Source organism: Rhizobacter sp. P5_C2, from assembly GCF_054049715.1.
The window spans coordinates 1-17,056 of record NZ_JBFULV010000070.1; the positions used below are offsets into that span (position 1 = coordinate 1).

Genomic DNA, 17,056 nt, shown 5'->3' on the forward strand with positions numbered 1-17,056 from the left:
CGGGTAGAACCCATCACTTGATGTCGACGTGCTTCTCCATGACTGCCCTGAAACGAAGCCAGGTTTTATCCCACAAGTCGGAGTTGAAGGGACTCTTTTTCAAAGATGCTTCCACATCTTCAAAGGCATTCCTCTCCTTTCCACGCCAACCTTTCAGACTGGAATTTCCGCTTCGCTCTTTGTCTACCATCTCCCTGACAAACAGCAACCCGTTCGGCCCTGGAATATATTGATCTCCATTTGCTCCACGAAGGCTATCATGCGCCTGGAACATCTTGACAAGCTCGCCACGGAAATCATCCGAAAGCTCTGTGGACTGAACAGAATGCRAAAGGTCATCCACGTACTCAAATTGCGGCGACCAARGCTTATTCCACGGGGGCATCAATGCAACCTCACTCTGTTCATCGAATGAGGATTTCGATGATTTAGCTTCAGTGATTGCATTCAGCACCTTCTTCTCCTGATCATTCAGAGTAGGAGCGAATGACGCCCCGGCAAGCTTTGTCGGCTTGGAGGTGGTGACAACTTCATTCTTTGTTTTGTAACGCTGAATCGCAGAATTAGACTCCATGATTCCTCTGAATTTCATCCAACACTGATCGAAATTCTTGGAATCATCTTGAACGGCACCAGTCAATTCCCGGAACGCGGCCTCTTCTTTCGGGGAAAAGCCTGCCCGGCCATTATTTCTTGCAAGCTCGTCAAGAACGAACTTGATCAGGTAAGGTCGCGCGTCGTCACCAGGGACATAAGTCTCCCCTGTTTTCGCACTTTCGGCGTCGTGCGCATTGATCAACGAGACGAAATCTCGGCAAAACGCCGCTGACGGCTTCTTCTCGGTGACCTTTCTGGGCGAAACGGTCATTGTCTTGATACCCTGGGGAATCTTCCGCGGTCTCTTGAGATCCCGATTTTCTGGAGATCCAGCCCTGTTAGTCCATTGCTGGAATTCACCGAGTTTCTCGATGGCACGGCAAAGATCGGACCAGTCTTTAGCAAAAAATTGCTGGTGCCGTTTGGCTGCCATATCAAAATTCTGGATCGCAGTGCAAGCATCGTCGGCACCCTTCCATCGTGTTCTAAAGCCCAGAGTGCGGATTTCATTCGCGACAGACGTGATGAATGATTGGATGATTTTATTGGTTTTTGAGTTTGCCTCCAGCCTTCCAGAAGCATCGAAATCCGGCCGACTTCTGGCTATTTCGTTGAACTTCTCGTAGAACTGATGTCGACCCACCCTGTTTAGCATCTCACAGCCCTCGAGTGAGTACTGCTTTTTGTCTTTCAAAGGAAAAACTCCCATCCTCCCTTCCCAAGCTTTATTTTTATCGTTCATGAATGCTGACAATGCTTCCGAAGAAACATTTGGATAGTCTAGGCGCACAATCCACGGAAACGACTCCAACAGATCTGAATGATCCAGAGTTTCATGTTCAACCTCAAATTTCTTGAAGAGATTATCAAGGTCGCAATCATCAATTCGCCTGGAGGATTCTGTCTTTTCCACAGACGATGAAGCACGCCGCTTAGGATTTTCAGCCGATTGATCGGGGGATCTGGAAAAAGGCTGGCTCAATGCATTCTCGACCGTAGACTCCGCATTTTTCTTGTACTTCGATTTGGAGTGCTTGTCGCTCCGTCTGGGCGAGACCATTTTTTTCAGTTTGTTGATTTTGTTTTTTGCGTTGCTGATCATACTAAACCTCATGCGCATCGAATTGATTGAAATTGAGTCACGTCATTCAAATTCTGTTTGAACACCCACGACTGCGGCGAACTCACTGAGTGGGCTCGCCGTCATCACTGGTTCCGCGCCAAGTACACCCGTGTCCCTCTCCGTCACGCGGGCGCTGGTGTCCCACTTCCCCGCATTCATCCGTCTAAGTAGTCGGAGAGCTTGCAAGCCAGCACCCAGGCCCGTTCAGCGGCCCCACGCCAGCGGCTCGTCGTTCATCACACAACACACCTCTGGAGTACCCCATGCGTTCCCTCCCCCGCCAACGCCTGCTTGTCGTCGCGTTGGCTGCCGCCTTCAGCGGCCCCTTCGCCTTGCCGCACGCGCTCGCCCAAGCCGCCGTGCAGGCCCCCAACCGCGACGAAGCCGAGTTCGACCTGCAGGTCCCGGCCCAGCCGCTGGATGCCGCGCTGAACGAGCTGTCGCGCCAGACCGGCCTGCCGATCCTCGCGGCCGGTGAAACCGCCGCCGGCAAGACCTCGCGCGCGGTGTCCGGCCGGCTGAGTGCCGCGCAAGCCCTGCAGCAGATGCTGGCCGGCAGCGGGCTCGAAGCCGCCCGCGCGCCGAACGGCGGCTTCGCGATCCGCCAAGCCTCGGCCACCACCGCAGCCGCCGAGACCACGCTGCCCGCGCTCAACGTGCGCGCCCGCGCCGATGCCGATGCCGGCGGCTACGTCGCGCATCGCGCGAGCGTTGGCACCAAAACCGACGCGCCGCTGGTCGAGGTGCCGCAATCGATCTCGGTCATCGGCAGCCAGGAGATCGACGACAAGGGCCTGACGACGCTGACCGATGCACTCGCGCAGACCCCCGGCGTCACCGTGAACCCCTACGGCTTCGATTCGCGCGGGCTCGACTGGGTGTTGCTGCGCGGCTTCGACGGCTGGTACACCAGCAGCTTCCGCGACGGCCTCGCGCAGAACGTCGGCATCACCTTCCTCGGCGTGCAGACCGAGGTCTACGGGCTCGATCGGCTGGAGGTGCTGCGCGGCCCGTCATCGGTGCTGTTCGGCAAGGGCGATGTCGGCGGCGTCGTCAACCGCGTCAGCAAGGTGCCGGGGCCCGATGCAGTGCGCGAGATCGGCGTGCAGACCGGCCGCTACGACCGCAAGCAGGTGATGGCCGACCTGGGCGGTGCGATCGATGCCGAAGGCCAGTGGCGCTGGCGCGTGGTCGGCCTGGGGCTGGACACCGGCACGCAGGACCAGTACCCGAACGGCGAGCGCATGACGCAGAAGCGCCAGTACCTCGCGCCCTCGCTGAAGTGGCAGCCGACGCCGCAGACCTCGCTGACGCTGCAGGCCGAGCTGCTGCGCGACGACGGCTCCGACGACGTGCAGTTCGTCAGCGACTCCAACGGGCAACCGACCACCCTGAAGGAAGGCGACCCGAGCTACAGCCGCATCGAGACCGGCTCCGACGCAATCGGCTGGCAGTTCGCGCACCGCTTCGACAGCGGCTGGAAGCTGCAGCAGAACGCACGCTATGCGCACCGCACTTCCGACAAGCACCACATCCAGTCATTCTTCCTCGACCCCACCGCCCCCAACCTGCTGGATCGCCAGGCGCGGCACGACGTGGAGGCGGTCGACGAGAACAGCATCGACACCTCGGTGCAGGGCAAGGTCGATGGCGGCGGCGGGGTCTCGCACACGCTGCTGTTCGGCCTCGACATCGACCGCAGCCGCGCCGAGTGGCAGCGCTGGCAGGACATGACGACCCCGCTCGACCTGACCAACCCGGTCTACGGCATCCCGATCGCCGAGCCGAGCTCCAAGGCGCGCGACAAGCAGGTGATCCTCGAGCAGGTCGGGCTGTATGCGCAGGACCAGGTGCGCTTCGATTCGCACTGGGGCCTGACGGTCGGCGTGCGCCAGGACCGGGTGAAATCACGGTACGAGGACCGGATGCCTCGGGCCGGTGAGGTCGGCGTCGCCGAGCGCACCGACAACGCCACCAGCGGCCGGCTCGGCGTGACCTATCAGGTGGGCAACGGCTGGGCGCCGTATGCGAGCTATGGCGAATCGTTCGTGCCGGTGATGGCGGTCGACGAGGGCAAGCTGCTCGATCCGAGCCGCGGCAAGCAGGTCGAGCTCGGCGTCAAGTACATGCCCGAGGGCGAGGCGGTGTCGTTCACCGCGGCGGTGTTCAACCTGGAGAAGACCAACGTCGTGACCTACGACGCGGAGTTCGCGGCCCATGCGATCGGCAAGGTGCGCTCGCGCGGCATCGAGCTCGAAGCCAGGGCGGCCCTGAGCCCGCGGCTGCGGCTGACCGGATCGTTCAGCGCGCTGGACATGAAGGTGCTGTCCAGCCTGGACAGCACCGAGGTCGGCAACATGCCGATCCTGACGCCGAAGCAGACCGCGGCGCTCTGGCTCGACTACGCGCTGGGTGCAGAGGTGCTGCGCGGCGTGAGCGTCGGCGGTGGCTTGCGCTACATCGGCAAGCGCTGGGACAACGTGGCGAACACCGAATCGCAACCGGCCTACACGCTGGCCGATGCCGCTGTGCGCTACGACAACGGCCCGTGGCGCTTCGCGTTGAACGTCACCAACCTGTTCGACAAGCAGTACCTGAGCGGCCACGCCTACGGAAGCTACTTCCGCGGCACCGAGCGCAACGTGCTGCTGACGGCGAAGTACAGGTTCTGATCAGCCTGCCAGGCCGGCGTAGACGTGCTGCACGTCATCGCCGGCATCGAGCGCCGTGAGGAAGCTCTCCACTTCCTCCAGCTGCTCGGCCGTCAGGCTCTTCGGGTCGATCGGGTTCTTCGGCTTGTAGCCGAGCTTGGCCGACAGCACCGTGAAGTTCTGGCCCTGCAGCGCGCGGCTGACGAGGTCGAGGTCGGCCGGGTCGGTCAGGAACATCGTGACGCCGTTCTCGTCGGCGGGCTCGAAATCCTGCGCGCCGGCCTCGATCGCCGCCACCTCGGGGTCGGCGCCCGGCGTCGTCGGCTCGGCCTCGATCATCCCCAGGTGGTCGAAATCCCAGGCCACCGAGCCCGAGGCGCCCAACTGGCCCTTGCGGAACAGCACCCGCATGTCGGACGCCGCGCGGTTCACGTTGTCGGTCAGGCACTCCACCATCACCGGCACCCGGTGCGGCGCGAAGCCTTCATACAGCGCATGCTCGAAGTGCACCACCTCGCCGGTCAGCCCTGCGCCCTTCTTGATCGCGCGGTCCAGCGTGTCCTTCGGCATCGAGACCTTGCGCGCCTGCTCGACCACCAGCCGCAGCCGCGAGTTCGCGGCCGGGTCGGCGCCGTGCCGTGCGGCCACCATGATGTCCTTGGCCAGCTTGCCGAACAGCCTGCTCTTGGCACTGGACGCCAGGTCCTTGTGATATGCCTTCCATTGCGCGCCCATGCCGACATTCCTTGATCGATGCCCCGCGCGACATGCACGGGGCGAACGATTCTAGGGGAGCGCGGAGCGCAGGGCCTCGTGCAGCTGCGGGCGACGGATGATGTCGAGGTGGCTGGCCCCGGCGATCACCGTGGTGGCCGCCACCGGCGCATGCACCGCCCAGTCACGCAGGCGGCCCGCCGTGTCGTTCACCGACTGGCCGGCGTGGAACACGTGCATCAGCGTGTCGATGCGGCCGTGCTCGTAGCGAGACCCCTGCGCGCGCTTGTCGATCGTCGCCCACAGCAAGTACTCGGCCGCATCGTCACCGTCGCCATCGAGCGGCAGCGCGCGGTCGCCGACCAGCACCTGCTCGGCCAGCCCGTCGCGCTCGGTGTCGTCGAGCCGCGCGAACAGCTCGCGCCACGCCTCGGCCATCGTCGATTTGCCGACCCACGCGTCGATCTCGCGCCAGGCCAGCGCGCGTTCAGCCGCACCGAGTGGCCGCGACGCGCGCAGCGGCTCGGTCTCGAACACGTCGACCATGCCGACGAAGTCGACCGCGACCCTTCCCTGCAGTTGCCGCGCGACCTCGATCGCCAGGTCACCACCCGACGACCAGCCCAGCAGCGCACAGCGCCCCCGCACCGCAGTCGCCTCGATGAACGCCGCGTACTCCGCCGCCAGCGCCTGCACCGCGAAGCCGCGCCAGCGCCGGCGCGTGTAGACGTGGCTGACGAAGCCGTGCACCGGCCGCGTGCCCTGCAGCGCCTCGGTCAGCGGCAGGAACTCGCGCGAGTTGACGATCATCCCGGGCAGGCAATACAGCGGCACGCCCGCCCCGCCCGCATGCAGGCAGATCGCATCGTGCTGCTGCTCGAGCCGCTGCTGGAGTCGTCCGGCCAGGTCGCGCAGCCGCGTGGCCTGCATCACCTCCGACAAGGCCAGCCCCGCGCCGCCCGGCACCTGCTTGCGGATGCGCGCGATCAGCTTCAGGCTCAGGATGGAATCGCCGCCGAGCTCGAAGAAATCATCATCGCGGCCGACCGCATCGAGTCCCAGCACCTCGCCGAAGATGCGCGCCAGCGCCTGCTCGGTGGGGCCGCGCGGTGGCTCGATGCTGCGGCCCGGAGCCGATGGCACCGGCCGCGGCAGCGCCTTGCGGTCGATCTTGCCGTTGGCCGTCAACGGCATCGCATCGAGCACGACGATCGCCTCCGGCACCAGCCAGACCGGCAGGCTGGCCTGCAGCGCGAGGCGCAAGGCCACCGCGTCCAGCGTCACGTCGGGGCGCGGCACGACGTAGGCCCACAGCACCGTGGCACCGGCCTCGCTCTCGCCCGGCAACACCGCGGCATCCGCCACGCCGTCCATCTCGCGCAGCCGCGCCTGCAACTCACCCGGCTCGACGCGGAAGCCGCGGATCTTCAGCTGGTCGTCGCTGCGGCCGAGGAACACCAGCGCGCCATCGCTGCGCTGGCGCACGCGGTCACCGGTGCGGTACAGGCGCTCGCCCGCCGCCGCTCTGCCAAAGGGCGACGCGACGAAGCGGCTCGCCGTCAGCCCCGGCTGCCCCAGGTAGCCACGCGCGACGCCCGGCCCGCCGACGTACAGCTCGCCGGCGATGCCGGGCTGCACCGGCTCGAGCGCGTCATCAAGCACGAAGGCCGACATGCCGCCGATCGGCCGGCCCAGCGGCAGCGCCGCATCGGTCTCGCCGGCAGCGTGCATCAGCATGCCGACGCAGGTCTCCGTCGGCCCGTAGTGGTTGACGATGCGCAGCCCCGGCCGCAGCGCACGCACCGCGGCGATCAGCGCCGCATCGGCCGCCTCGCCGCCGAGCACCAGCGTGTGGGCCGGCAGCACCTCGTGCGGCCGCGCGGCGTTCAACAAGCCCTTCAGGTGACTGGGCACGATCTTCAGCACGTCGATGCGGTGGCGCTGCATCGCATCGGCGAACGCGTCGGGGTCGAAGGCCGCGGCGCCGTCGAGCATCAGCAGGCTGCCGCCGGAACACAGCGCGCCGAACAGCGTCGTGTGGCCGAGGTCGGCAGCAACGGTGGAGACCATCGCGAAGTTCAGACCCTGCGGTGCATCGTGAGGCAGCGCCAGCCGCGCCAGCATCGACTGCGCATAGTTCGCGAGCGCGCCGTGCGAGACGACGACGCCCTTCGGCTCGCCGGTCGAGCCGGAGGTGTAGATCATGTACGCGGCCTGGTCGGGCAGCAGCACCGGCTCGGGCGGCAGCAGCAACGGCAGCGGCGCGTCGAAGCGCGGCTCGATCACCGGCAGCGTGCTCCACCGCACCGGCGCAGCGGCCATCAGCGCGCGGGCGCCGCAGTCGCGCACCAGCGCCTGCAGACGCGGCACCGGCAGCGACGGATCCAGCGGCACCGCCACCGCGCCGGCCTTCATCACCGCCAGCATCGCCAGCACGAACGCGCTGCTGCGCTCCAGCAGCAGGGCCACGCGCTCCTCCGCGCCGATGCCCCGCTGGCCGAGTTGAACGGCCAAGCCGCGCGCGGCGCGCTCCAGTTGCGCGTGCGTGTGCGTGCCATGCGCATCGACGACGGCCGGGCGCTGCGGATGCCGCAGTGCTTGCGCGGCCCACAGCGCCGGCACGCTGTGCCATGGCCATGCCACCGGCTCGCCATGCAGCACCGACGGCTCGCCCGGCAGCGTGGCCGACGCCAGCGCGCGCTGTGGATCGGTGGCGACCTGCGCCGCGAGATCAACGAAGGCAGCAGCCAATCGGTCGATCGTCGCGCGGTCGAACAGGTCGGTCGCCCACGCGAGCTGGAACGCCAGCCCGCGGGCGTTCTCCATCACATCGAGGCTCAGGTCGAAGTGCACCTCGTCGACCGCGACGCCATCGATGTCGATCTGCAGCCCGCCCTCCGCCGGCCGTTCCGATGCGCCGCCGGTGGCCTGCGACGCGCACTTGACCTGGAACAGCGGATGCAGCCCGGCACTGCGCTCGACGCCGAGCGCCTCGACCAGCTGGTCCAGCGGCAGGTGCGCCTGCTGCCGCGCCGCCAGCAGCCGTTCGCGCACCTGGCGCAGCAGTGCTGCAAAGCCCTTCTGCGGATCGACGCGCAGCCGCAGCACCAGCACATTGGTGAAGTGCCCGACCATGCCGGCGAGCTCCGCGCGGTCACGGTTCGCCGACGGCACGCCGATGCACAGGTCGCGGTCGCCGCCATAGCGGTGCAACAGCAGCGCGAGCAAGGCCAGCGTCACCATCGCGGGCGAAGCGGCATCGCGGCGCGCCAGCGCGAGCAGCGCGTCGCCGGACTCGGCCGGCAGGCCGAAGCCGAGCAGTTGGCCGCGGGCACTGCGTGGCGCGCCGCGCTGGCGGTCGAGCGGCAGCGTGGTGGCGAGCGGCGCGTCGCGCAGCTCGTCGACCCACCAGGCTTGCTGGCGCGCCAGCTCGCCGGCCTCCAGCCAGTGCTGCTGCCACTGCGCGTGGTCCGCGTACTGCAGCGCCGGCGGTTCGGGCGGCTGCCCGGGGTCGCGCAGCAACGACGACAGCGCCTGCAGCAGCAGCGCCACCGAGCCGCCGTCGGCCGCGATGTGGTGCACGCCGAGCAGCAGCACCAGCCCGCCGTCGGGCTCCTGGTGCAAGGCCGCGCGGAAGACCGGGCCGCGCTCCAGGTCGAACGGCCGGGCCGCGAACGCACGCGCGTCAGCCTCGGCGCACGCGCCGTGCAGCGACCAGCCGAACGCGTCCGCCGACTCGTCGATGACCTGCACCGCCTGCCCGTCGGCATCCAGCGCGATCCGCGTGCGCAGCACCGCATGCCGCTGCACCAAGCGGCGCACCGCGGCCTGCACCTCGTCGACGCTGCACCCGCCGCGGATGCGCAAGCGCCCGGCCAGGTTGTAGGCCGGCGATTGCGGCGCGCGCTGCCAGGCCAGCCACAGCGCGCGCTGCGCCGGAGCCAGCGGCGCGGGTGTGCCGGGCTCGCGGGCGATCAGCGGCAGCGCGTCGAAGCCGATGCCTTCGGCGCTCAGCCGCTCGATGAAGGCCGCGCGTTTGCCCGGTGGCAACTGCACGAAGCGGCGCGACAGGGAAGCCAGTTCGATCGTCATTCCAGCGTGTCTTCCAGTGAATCTTCCAGTTCGTCGAGCAACGCGCCGAGCCGGTCCGCGGTGTGCGCGGCCGGCCGAGCCGGCAACGCGGCGGCCAGCTCGGCCAGCGTCGGGTGATCGAACACGGTGCGCAGCGCGACCTCCAGCCCCAGCCGGTGCCGCAGCTCGGCGACCAGCCGCACCGCGATCAGCGAATGCCCGCCGAGCTCGAAGAAGTGATCGCGGCGGCCGACGCGTGGCACGCCGAGCAGCTCGCACCAGATCGCCGCCAGCGCCTGCTCGGTGTCGCCGAGCGGCGGCACGTGCTCGGCCTCGGCGGCCGCTTCGGGTTCGGGCAAGGCATGGCGGTCGAGCTTGCCCGCGGGGGTCAGCGGCAGCGTCGGCAGGCTCACCAGCGCCGACGGCAGCATGTGCTCGGGCAGCACCGCCGCCAGGCGCTCGCGCAACTGGTGCGGCTCGATCGACGCGCCGGCTTGCAGTGACACGTAAGCGACCAGCCGCGGGCCGGCCGTGGACGGCCGCGCCAGCACGACCGCCTCGCGCAGCTCCGGCTGTGCCAGCAGCGCGGCCTCGATCTCGCCGAGTTCGATGCGGAAACCGCGCAGCTTCACCTGGTGGTCGACGCGGCCGAGGTACTCGATCTGCCCGTCATCGGTCCAGCGGACCAGGTCGCCGGTGCGGTACAGGCGGCCGCCGTGCGCGTCGAAGGGATCGGCGACGAAACGCTCGGCCGTCAGGCCAGGGCGGCCGAGGTAGCCGCGGGCCAGCAGCGGGCCACCGATGCACAGCTCGCCGGCCACGCCGACGGCCACCGGGTGCAGGTCGGCATCGACGATGCGCAGCGCGCGGCCGGGCAAGACGGAGCCGATCGGCACCGAGGTGGGCCATGGGGCATCGCGGGTGACGAAGGGCGTGCAGTCCAGCGCCGAGGCGGTCACGGTGGCTTCGGTCGGGCCGTAGGCGTTCAGCAGCCGGATGTGCGACAGGCCCGCGTCTCGCCAGGCTTTCAGGCCCTCGAGTGACATCGCCTCGCCGCCGACATGCACCTGGCGCAGCGCACCCAGGTCGCAGCCGGGCTCCCGCGCGAAATCCTGCGCCAGCAGTTGCCAGTACGCCGTCGTCAAGTCCGCGACGCTGATGCGCCGCGCGATCACCTCGCGCCGGAACGTCGCGCTGTCCCACACCTCCGGACCCCGCAGCACCACCGCCGCACCGACGGCCAGCGGCGCGAACAGCTGCTCGACGAAAGCATCGAAGTTCAGCGTCGCGAACTGCAGCACGCGGTCGCCAGGCACCAAGCCAAAGAAGTCAGCCGCCGCCTGCGCGTGCCGGGCCAGCGCCCGGTGCGACACCGCCACGCCCTTCGGCCTGCCCGTCGAGCCGGAGGTGTGGATCACGTACGCGAGTTGATCGGGGTGCAGCGGCAGCTGCGGATCGCTCGCCGGCCGATCCTTCAGCGCGTCGGCGTCGACCTCGGTCAGCACCAGCGCGATGCCACTGTCCTCCACCATCGCACGGCGCCGCTCGGCGGGATAGGCCGGGTCCAGCGGCACATAGGCCGCGCCGGCCTTCAGCACCGCGAGCACCGCGACGATCATCTCCACCGAGCGCTCGAGCGCGATCCCCACGCACGCCTGCGGCCGCACGCCCTGCGCAATCAGCCGGTGCGCCAGCCGGTTGGCCTGCGCATTCAGCTCGCCACGGCTCAGCACCACGTCGCCGAAGACCAGCGCCGTCGCATCCGGTTGCGCCCGGGCCAGCCGCTCGATCGTGCGGTGCACCGGCTCGATATCGGCCTGCGCTGCCTGCGTCGCGTTCTCGCCCTGCCGCAGCAGCCGGTCGCGCTCGCCATCGGCCAGCACCGACAGCGCGCCAACGCAGGCGTCCGGCTCGCGCACGAAGGCCGCCAGCACCCGCTCGACCTGCCCGGCCAGCGACGCCACGGCCGCCTCGTCAAACGCGTCGCGCGCGAAGCGCCAGTCGAAGGCCAGCGCTTCGCCCTGGTGCAGCGCAAGCGTCAACGCATAGTGCGTGTCGTCGCGCGTGCTCGAGGCGCCGACGCGCAAGCCGCCCGGCGGCGCCTGGCGCAGCGCGGCATCGATCGGATAGTTCTCGAACACCAGCAGGCTGTCGAACAGCGCCTGCCCGCCCTGCCCGGCCCAGCGCTGGATCTCGACCAGCGGCGTGTGCTCGTGCTCGCGCGCCGCCAGCCCCTGCGCCTGCAGTTCGCGCAGCCAGTCACCCAGCCGCTGGGCCGGCTGCAGCGTCGCGAGCACCGGCAGCGTGTTGATGAACAGCCCCAGCATCTGCTGCGCGCCCGGCAGCTCGGCCGGCCTGCCCGCCACGGTGCTGCCGAAGCAGACGGTGCGCTGCCCGGTGCAGCGCGCCAGCACCAGCGCCCAGGCCGCTTGCACCAGCGTGTTGATCGTCACGCGCTCGCGGCGCGCGGCGTCGATCAGCGGCTGCACCGGCAGCGTGCGGCGCAGGCCGCCTTGTCCCGGCTGAGTCGGTTGGGGACGGCGCAGCGCCGAAGCCAGCAAGGTCGGCGACGCCAGTGGCGCGAGCTGCGCTCGCCAATGCGCCTCGCCGGCCGCCGGGTCGCGCGACTGCAGCCACGCGATGTGGTCGCGGAAGCGCCCGAGCGGTGCCGGCAGCGCCGCGCCGTCGTAGGTGCGCAGCACCTCGCCGAGCAGCAGCGAGCTGCTCCAGCCGTCGAGCAGCAGGTGGTGCGCGGTCCACACGACGTGATGGCGATCGCCCTGCGTGCGCAGCAGCGCGACGCGCATCAGCGGTGGTCGTGCCAGGTCCAGCGGGGCCGCCAGCTCGGCCTGCGCGAAAGCGTCGACCGCGGCCTCCGAGCGGCCGCGCCAGTCCTGCACCGACCACGGCAACTCCACGCGGCGCGCCACCCACTGCAGCGGCGGCTGCGCGATGAAGCCGCTGCGCAGCACCTCGTGCCGCGCCAGCACGGTGGTCCAGGCGGCGCGGAAGCGGGCCACGTCAAGCCCGTCGAGGTCGACGCGCAACTGCGTGCGATACGCCTCGCCGCCCTCATCGACCAGCGACTGGAACAGCATGCCGGCCTGCATCGGCGACAGCGGGTACAGGTCGTCGAGGTTCGGCAGCGGCAGCTTCAGGCCGTCCAGCGTGGCTTGGTCGATGCGCGTCAGCGGGAAGTCGGATGGGGTGACGCCCCCTGCACCACTGCTGCAGTGTTCGATCAGCGCCAGCAGTTCGCCGCGGAACGCATCGACGAAGCGCTGCACCTCGGCCGCGTCATGCCGGGCCAGGCTGTAGCGCACGCTCAACGCGAGCTGGCCGTCGTACACCTGTCCATCGATCGAGAACTCGTGCGCCTGCGGGGCCGATTCGTGCACGGAGGCGCCGCAGCGCTCCTGCGCCGGCCGCCAGGCCGCGGCCGCGTCGAAGCTGCCGTCGAACTGGCCGAGGTAGTTGAAGACCACCTGTGACGGCGGCAGCGCGCGCAAGGCCTGCTGGATCTCGGGCGGGCCCCTGTGCTTCAGCAGGCCGTGCGCGAGGCCACGCAGCGGCACGGCGCGCAAGGCTTCCTTGACACGCTTCAGCGCCGCACCGGGCTCGCCCAGTGGGGCCAGCACCACCGGGAACAGGCTGGTGAACCAGCCGACGGTGCGCGACAGGTCGATGTCGTCGGAGAGGTCCTCGCGGCCATGGCCTTCGAGGTCGATGCGGATGCGGTCATGCCCGCTCCAGCTGCACAGCGCGCGGCCGAGCGCAGTCAGCAGCAGGTCGTTGACCTGGGTGCGGTAGGCGGCTGGGGCGCGCTTCAGCAGGGCCTCGGTCTGGGTGGCATCGAGGCGCAGTTCGGTGGTGGTCTGTTGACCAGCAAGGTTGCGGCCGTGGGGGTGTGCGACCCGTAGCCCGGATGACAATCCGGGATCCCCTTCGACCGCCGCGTCCCGGATTGGCATCCGGGCTACGAGGGCTTTGCTCCACGCCAAGTAGCTGCTCGTCTTCGGCGGCAGTTCGACGGGTTGCCCCGCCGCGCACTGCGCATACGCCTTCTGCAGATCCTCGAGCAGGATGCGCCACGACACGCCGTCGACCACCAGGTGATGGACTGCGAGCATCAGCCGCCAGCTCCCGTCGGCCACCTCGATCGCAAGGCCACGCAGCAGCGGGCCTCGGGCCAGGTCGAGGCTGCGCTGCACCTCGTCGCACAGCGCCTCGATCTCCTGCGCACCGGCGGCGCGGCGCACCCACAGCAGCTCGCGCTGAGCGGTCTCGTCGTACGCTGCATAAGCCTGGTGCCAGCCGCCCTCGGCGTCCTGCGTGAAGCGCAGCCGCAGGCTGTCGTGATGCCTCACCAGCGCAGCCAGCGCCTGCCCCAGCGCCGCAAGCTGCAGCGGCTCCTGGCTGTGCAACAGCAGCGACTGGTTCCAGTGGTGGCGGTGCTGTATCTCCAGCGCGAAGAACTCGTGCTGGATCGGCAGCAGCGGCACCTCGCCGACCGCATCGGGTTCCGACCGAACTGCACGCGCCACCTCGGCCTGCGCGAGCGGCGCCAGCAGCGCCGGCGTCTGCCGTTCGAACACCTGGCGCGGCGTCAACACCCAACCCAGACCGCGCATGCGCGCGACGATCTGCAGGCTCAGGATCGAATCGCCGCCCAGGTCGAAGAAGTTGTCATGGCGGCCGACGCGCGGCACGCCGAGCAGCTCGGCCCACAGCGTCGCCAGCGCCTGCTCGACCTCGCCCTGCGGCGCCTCGTAGCGGTCGCCATCAACCTGTGCCTCGATGAATGGCAGCGCCTGCCGGTCGACCTTGCCGTTCGGGTTCAGCGGCAGCGCGTCGACCACCGCGATCGCGGCCGGCACCATGTACTCCGGCAACTGCGCGGCCAGCTGCGCGCGCAATTCGGCGGGCACCAGCACCGCGCCGGTCCGCGCCGTGACGTGCGCCACCAGCCGTGCGCCGCCCGGCCCCTGCTGCACGCTCGCGACCGCCTCGGCGACGCCAGGCAGCGGCATCAGCCGGGCCTCGACCTCGCCGAGCTCGATCCGGAATCCCCTGACCTTGACCTGCTGGTCGATGCGGCCGAGGTATTCGAGCTGCCCCTCGCCATCGGCATCGACGATCCAGCGCACCAGGTCGCCGGTGCGGTACAGCCGCCCGCCGTTCGCATCGAACGGATCGGCCACGAAGCGCTCAGCCGTCAGCCGCGCGCGACCCAGGTAGCCGCGTGCGAGCCCGGCACCGCCCAGGTACAGCTCGCCGGCCGCACCCGGCGGCAGCAGGTTCATGTCGGCATCGAGCACGCGCGCCGTGCGGTCGCCGCAGGGCCGGCCGATCGGCACGTAGGCGGTGGCTATGGGGGCTGCATCCCCACGCGCCTTCCACAGCACCGGCGTGACGACCGCCTCGGTCGGGCCATAGCCGTTGATCAGCAGCCGCGGCCGCAGGTGCTCGCGCACCGCCTGCAGCCCGGCGCGCGGCATCGCCTCGCCGCCGAACGACAGCAGTCGAAGTCCGAACTCCGTTCGTCCTGAGCCGGTCGAAGGGTCGGGCTGAGCTTGTCGAAGCCTTGGTGCCATGTGCGCAGGCCCTTCGACAGGCTCAGGGCCACCCTTCGACAAGCTCAGGGCGAACGGATCATCCTCTCTCTCTTGGGAGTGATCGCGAGCCAGCGCCTGCAGGTAGGCCGGCGGGAAGCCGGCGTTCGTCACGCCGCGCTCGCGCATCGCCGCGAGCGTCTGCGCCGGCGTCCACAGCGCCTCGTCGCGCAGCAGCAGCGACGCGCCGCAGCCCAGCACCGTCAACAGCCGCTCGTGCGCGCCGTCGAACGAGAACGACAGGAAATGCAGCTCGCGCGTCGCGGGGCTCATCTCGTACAGCACCGCGGTCTCTCGGCAGTGCATCGCGAGCGGCCCGTGGGCGACGGCCACGCCCTTCGGCCGGCCGGTCGAGCCGGAGGTGTAGATCACGTAGGCCAGGCTGCCGACGTGCAGCGGCACCGCGGGGTCGCTGTCGCTGTCGATGTCGCCTTGCGCCTCCAGCTCGCGCACCGACTCCCGCGTCAGCAACAGCGCCGCGCCGCAGTCCTCGCGCATGAAGGCAAGCCGGTCGGCAGGATGCGACGGGTCCATCGGCACGTACGCGCCGCCGGCCTTCAGCACCGCGAGCAGCGCGACGATCAGCTCGAACGAACGCGGCAGCGAGACCGCGACCCGCGTCTCCGGCCCCACGCCTTGCGCGATCAGCCGATGCGCGAATCGGTTCGCGCGGCGGTTCAGCTCGCCATAACTCAGCACGCCGTCGCCCTGCAGAACCGCCGGCGCATCGGGGTGACACAGCGCATGCCGCTCGAACGCCTGGTGCACCCACTCGCCACCCACCGGCTGCGGCGCATTGACACCCCAGGCCTGCAGTTGCGCACGCTCCTGCGCATCGAGCAGGTCGACATCGCCCAGCGCCGTCTGCGGCTGCCAGGCCAGTGCGGCCAGCATCGCGAGGTACTGCCGCGCCAGCCGCGCGATCGTCGCCGGCTCGAACAAGGCGTCGGCGTAGCTGAAGACCGCCTGCACGCGACCGTCGGGATGCTCCAGCGTGTCCAGCGTCAGCTCGAACTGCGCGGCCAGCTCGCCCAGCGGCTGCTCCTGCACGCGCAGCCCGGGTAGTTGCGCCAGCAGTGCCCGGTGGCGGCGCTGATGGTTGTAGAGCACCTGGAACAGCGGGTGTGTGACCAGGCTGCGCTCGGGCTGCAGCGCGTCGACGAGCTGCTCGAACGGCAGGTCCTGATGTTCCTGCGCACCGAGCGCGGCGTCGCGCGCCTGTGCCAGCACCTGCGCGAGCGGCATGCGCGCGTCGACGACGTTGCGCAGCACCTGCGTGTTGACGAAGAAGCCGACCAGCCCCTCGGTCTCGACGCGCTGCCGGTTCGCGATCGGCACGCCGACGCGCAGGTCGTGCTGGCCGCTCCAGCGCGCGAGCAGCGCCTGCCAACCGGCCAGCAGCGCGGCGAACAGCGTCGCGTGATGCGCCTCGGCCCGCTGGCGCAGCGATTGCACCAGCGCCGACGGCAGCTCCACCGCGTGCTGCGCGGCGCGCAGCCGCGCGTCGGCGACGCGCGGTCGGTCGTTCGGCAACTGCAGCACCGGATGATCGGCACCGAGCTGGGCGGTCCAGTACGCGAGCTGCCGCTCCTGCTCGCCGGCCGCCAGGCCGTGGCGCTGCCAGCGGGCGTAGTCGGCATAGCGGATCGGCAGCGGCGGCAACGCGATCGCACGCTTCTCGACGCGCGATTGGTAGAGCGACACGAACTCGCCGACGATCACCTGCAGCGACGCGCCGTCGGACACGATGTGGTGCATCACGACCGCCAGCACGTGCTGCTGCGGTGCGAGCCGCAACAGCGCCAGCCGCAGCAGCGGGCCGCGCGCCAGGTCGAACGGCTCGGCGTTGATGCGCTGCAGCTCGGCGGCCAGCGAGGCTTCGTCGGTGTCGCGCTCGGCCAATGCGATCGTCGCGGCCGGCAGCACGCGCGGCTGCGCCAGCCCGTCCGGCAAGGCGTCGAACACGGTGCGCAGCGATTCATGCCGCTTGACCAGCACGTCGAAGCTCGCGCGCAGCGCGGCCACGTCGAGCTGCCCGCTCAGGCGCAGTGCACCGGCGATGTGGTACGCGGTGCCAGCAGGGTCGAGCCGCCACAGGAACCACTGTCGGGCCTGGGCGTGCGACATCGGATCGGGTTCATCGGATGAATCGGACGATGGCCACGGCACGATCGGCAGCCGGCCGAAGTCGACGCCCTGCTCGCGCAGCAGCGCGAGGAAGGCGCTGCGGCGCTCGGCCGGCAAACGGGTGAATCGCTCGGCGATGTCGCGGGCGCGTGAACTCATGC

At 69.3% G+C, this 17,056-nt stretch carries 5 protein-coding genes; 1 reads left to right on the forward strand and 4 read right to left on the reverse strand.

Going from position 1 to position 17,056, the window contains the following annotated elements; all coding sequences use genetic code 11:
- Positions 1-13 precede the first annotated feature (13 nt).
- Positions 14-1,699: a hypothetical protein gene (locus ACXJLU_RS22855; protein ID WP_457334924.1), complete on the reverse strand. Its 1,686-nt coding sequence runs from the start codon at positions 1,697-1,699 to the stop codon at positions 14-16.
- A 284-nt stretch (positions 1,700-1,983) separates the two neighbouring features.
- Here ACXJLU_RS22855 and ACXJLU_RS22860 point away from each other — a divergent pair, with 284 nt between their 5' ends.
- Positions 1,984-4,392 (forward strand): TonB-dependent siderophore receptor, encoded by a 2,409-nt coding sequence (locus ACXJLU_RS22860; RefSeq protein WP_457334926.1) that lies wholly within the window; start codon positions 1,984-1,986, stop codon positions 4,390-4,392.
- On the opposite strand, the gene ACXJLU_RS22865 is transcribed toward ACXJLU_RS22860, so the two are convergent.
- Genes ACXJLU_RS22865 through ACXJLU_RS22875 form a run of 3 tightly spaced genes read right to left on the reverse strand, consistent with a single transcriptional unit; the run spans position 4,393 to position 17,054 of the window.
- Positions 4,393-5,106, reverse strand: coding sequence for a YebC/PmpR family DNA-binding transcriptional regulator (locus ACXJLU_RS22865; RefSeq protein ID WP_073468069.1), 714 nt, complete (start codon positions 5,104-5,106; stop codon positions 4,393-4,395). It abuts the gene before it with no gap.
- A 51-nt stretch (positions 5,107-5,157) separates the two neighbouring features.
- Positions 5,158-9,177 carry an amino acid adenylation domain-containing protein gene (locus ACXJLU_RS22870; RefSeq protein ID WP_457334928.1) on the reverse strand — a complete coding sequence of 1,340 codons (4,020 nt, stop codon included), beginning with the start codon at positions 9,175-9,177 and terminating at the stop codon, positions 5,158-5,160.
- The gene (locus tag ACXJLU_RS22875; RefSeq protein WP_457334930.1) at positions 9,174-17,054 is read right to left on the reverse strand and encodes an amino acid adenylation domain-containing protein; all 7,881 of its coding nucleotides are present in this window, start codon (positions 17,052-17,054) and stop codon (positions 9,174-9,176) included. The genes ACXJLU_RS22870 and ACXJLU_RS22875 overlap by 4 nt, the downstream gene beginning before the upstream one ends.
- Positions 17,055-17,056 lie beyond the last annotated feature (2 nt).

What these genes read in the sequence shown, in the direction of transcription:
- ACXJLU_RS22860 (WP_457334926.1), top strand. Translation starts at nt 1,984, where the DNA reads ATGCGTTCCCTCCCCCGCCAACGCCTGCTTGTCGTCGCGTTGGCTGCC.
- ACXJLU_RS22875 (WP_457334930.1), bottom strand. Translation starts at nt 17,054, where the DNA reads ATGAGTTCACGCGCCCGCGACATCGCCGAGCGATTCACCCGTTTGCCG.
- ACXJLU_RS22865 (WP_073468069.1), bottom strand. Translation starts at nt 5,106, where the DNA reads ATGGGCGCGCAATGGAAGGCATATCACAAGGACCTGGCGTCCAGTGCC.
- ACXJLU_RS22870 (WP_457334928.1), bottom strand. Translation starts at nt 9,177, where the DNA reads ATGACGATCGAACTGGCTTCCCTGTCGCGCCGCTTCGTGCAGTTGCCA.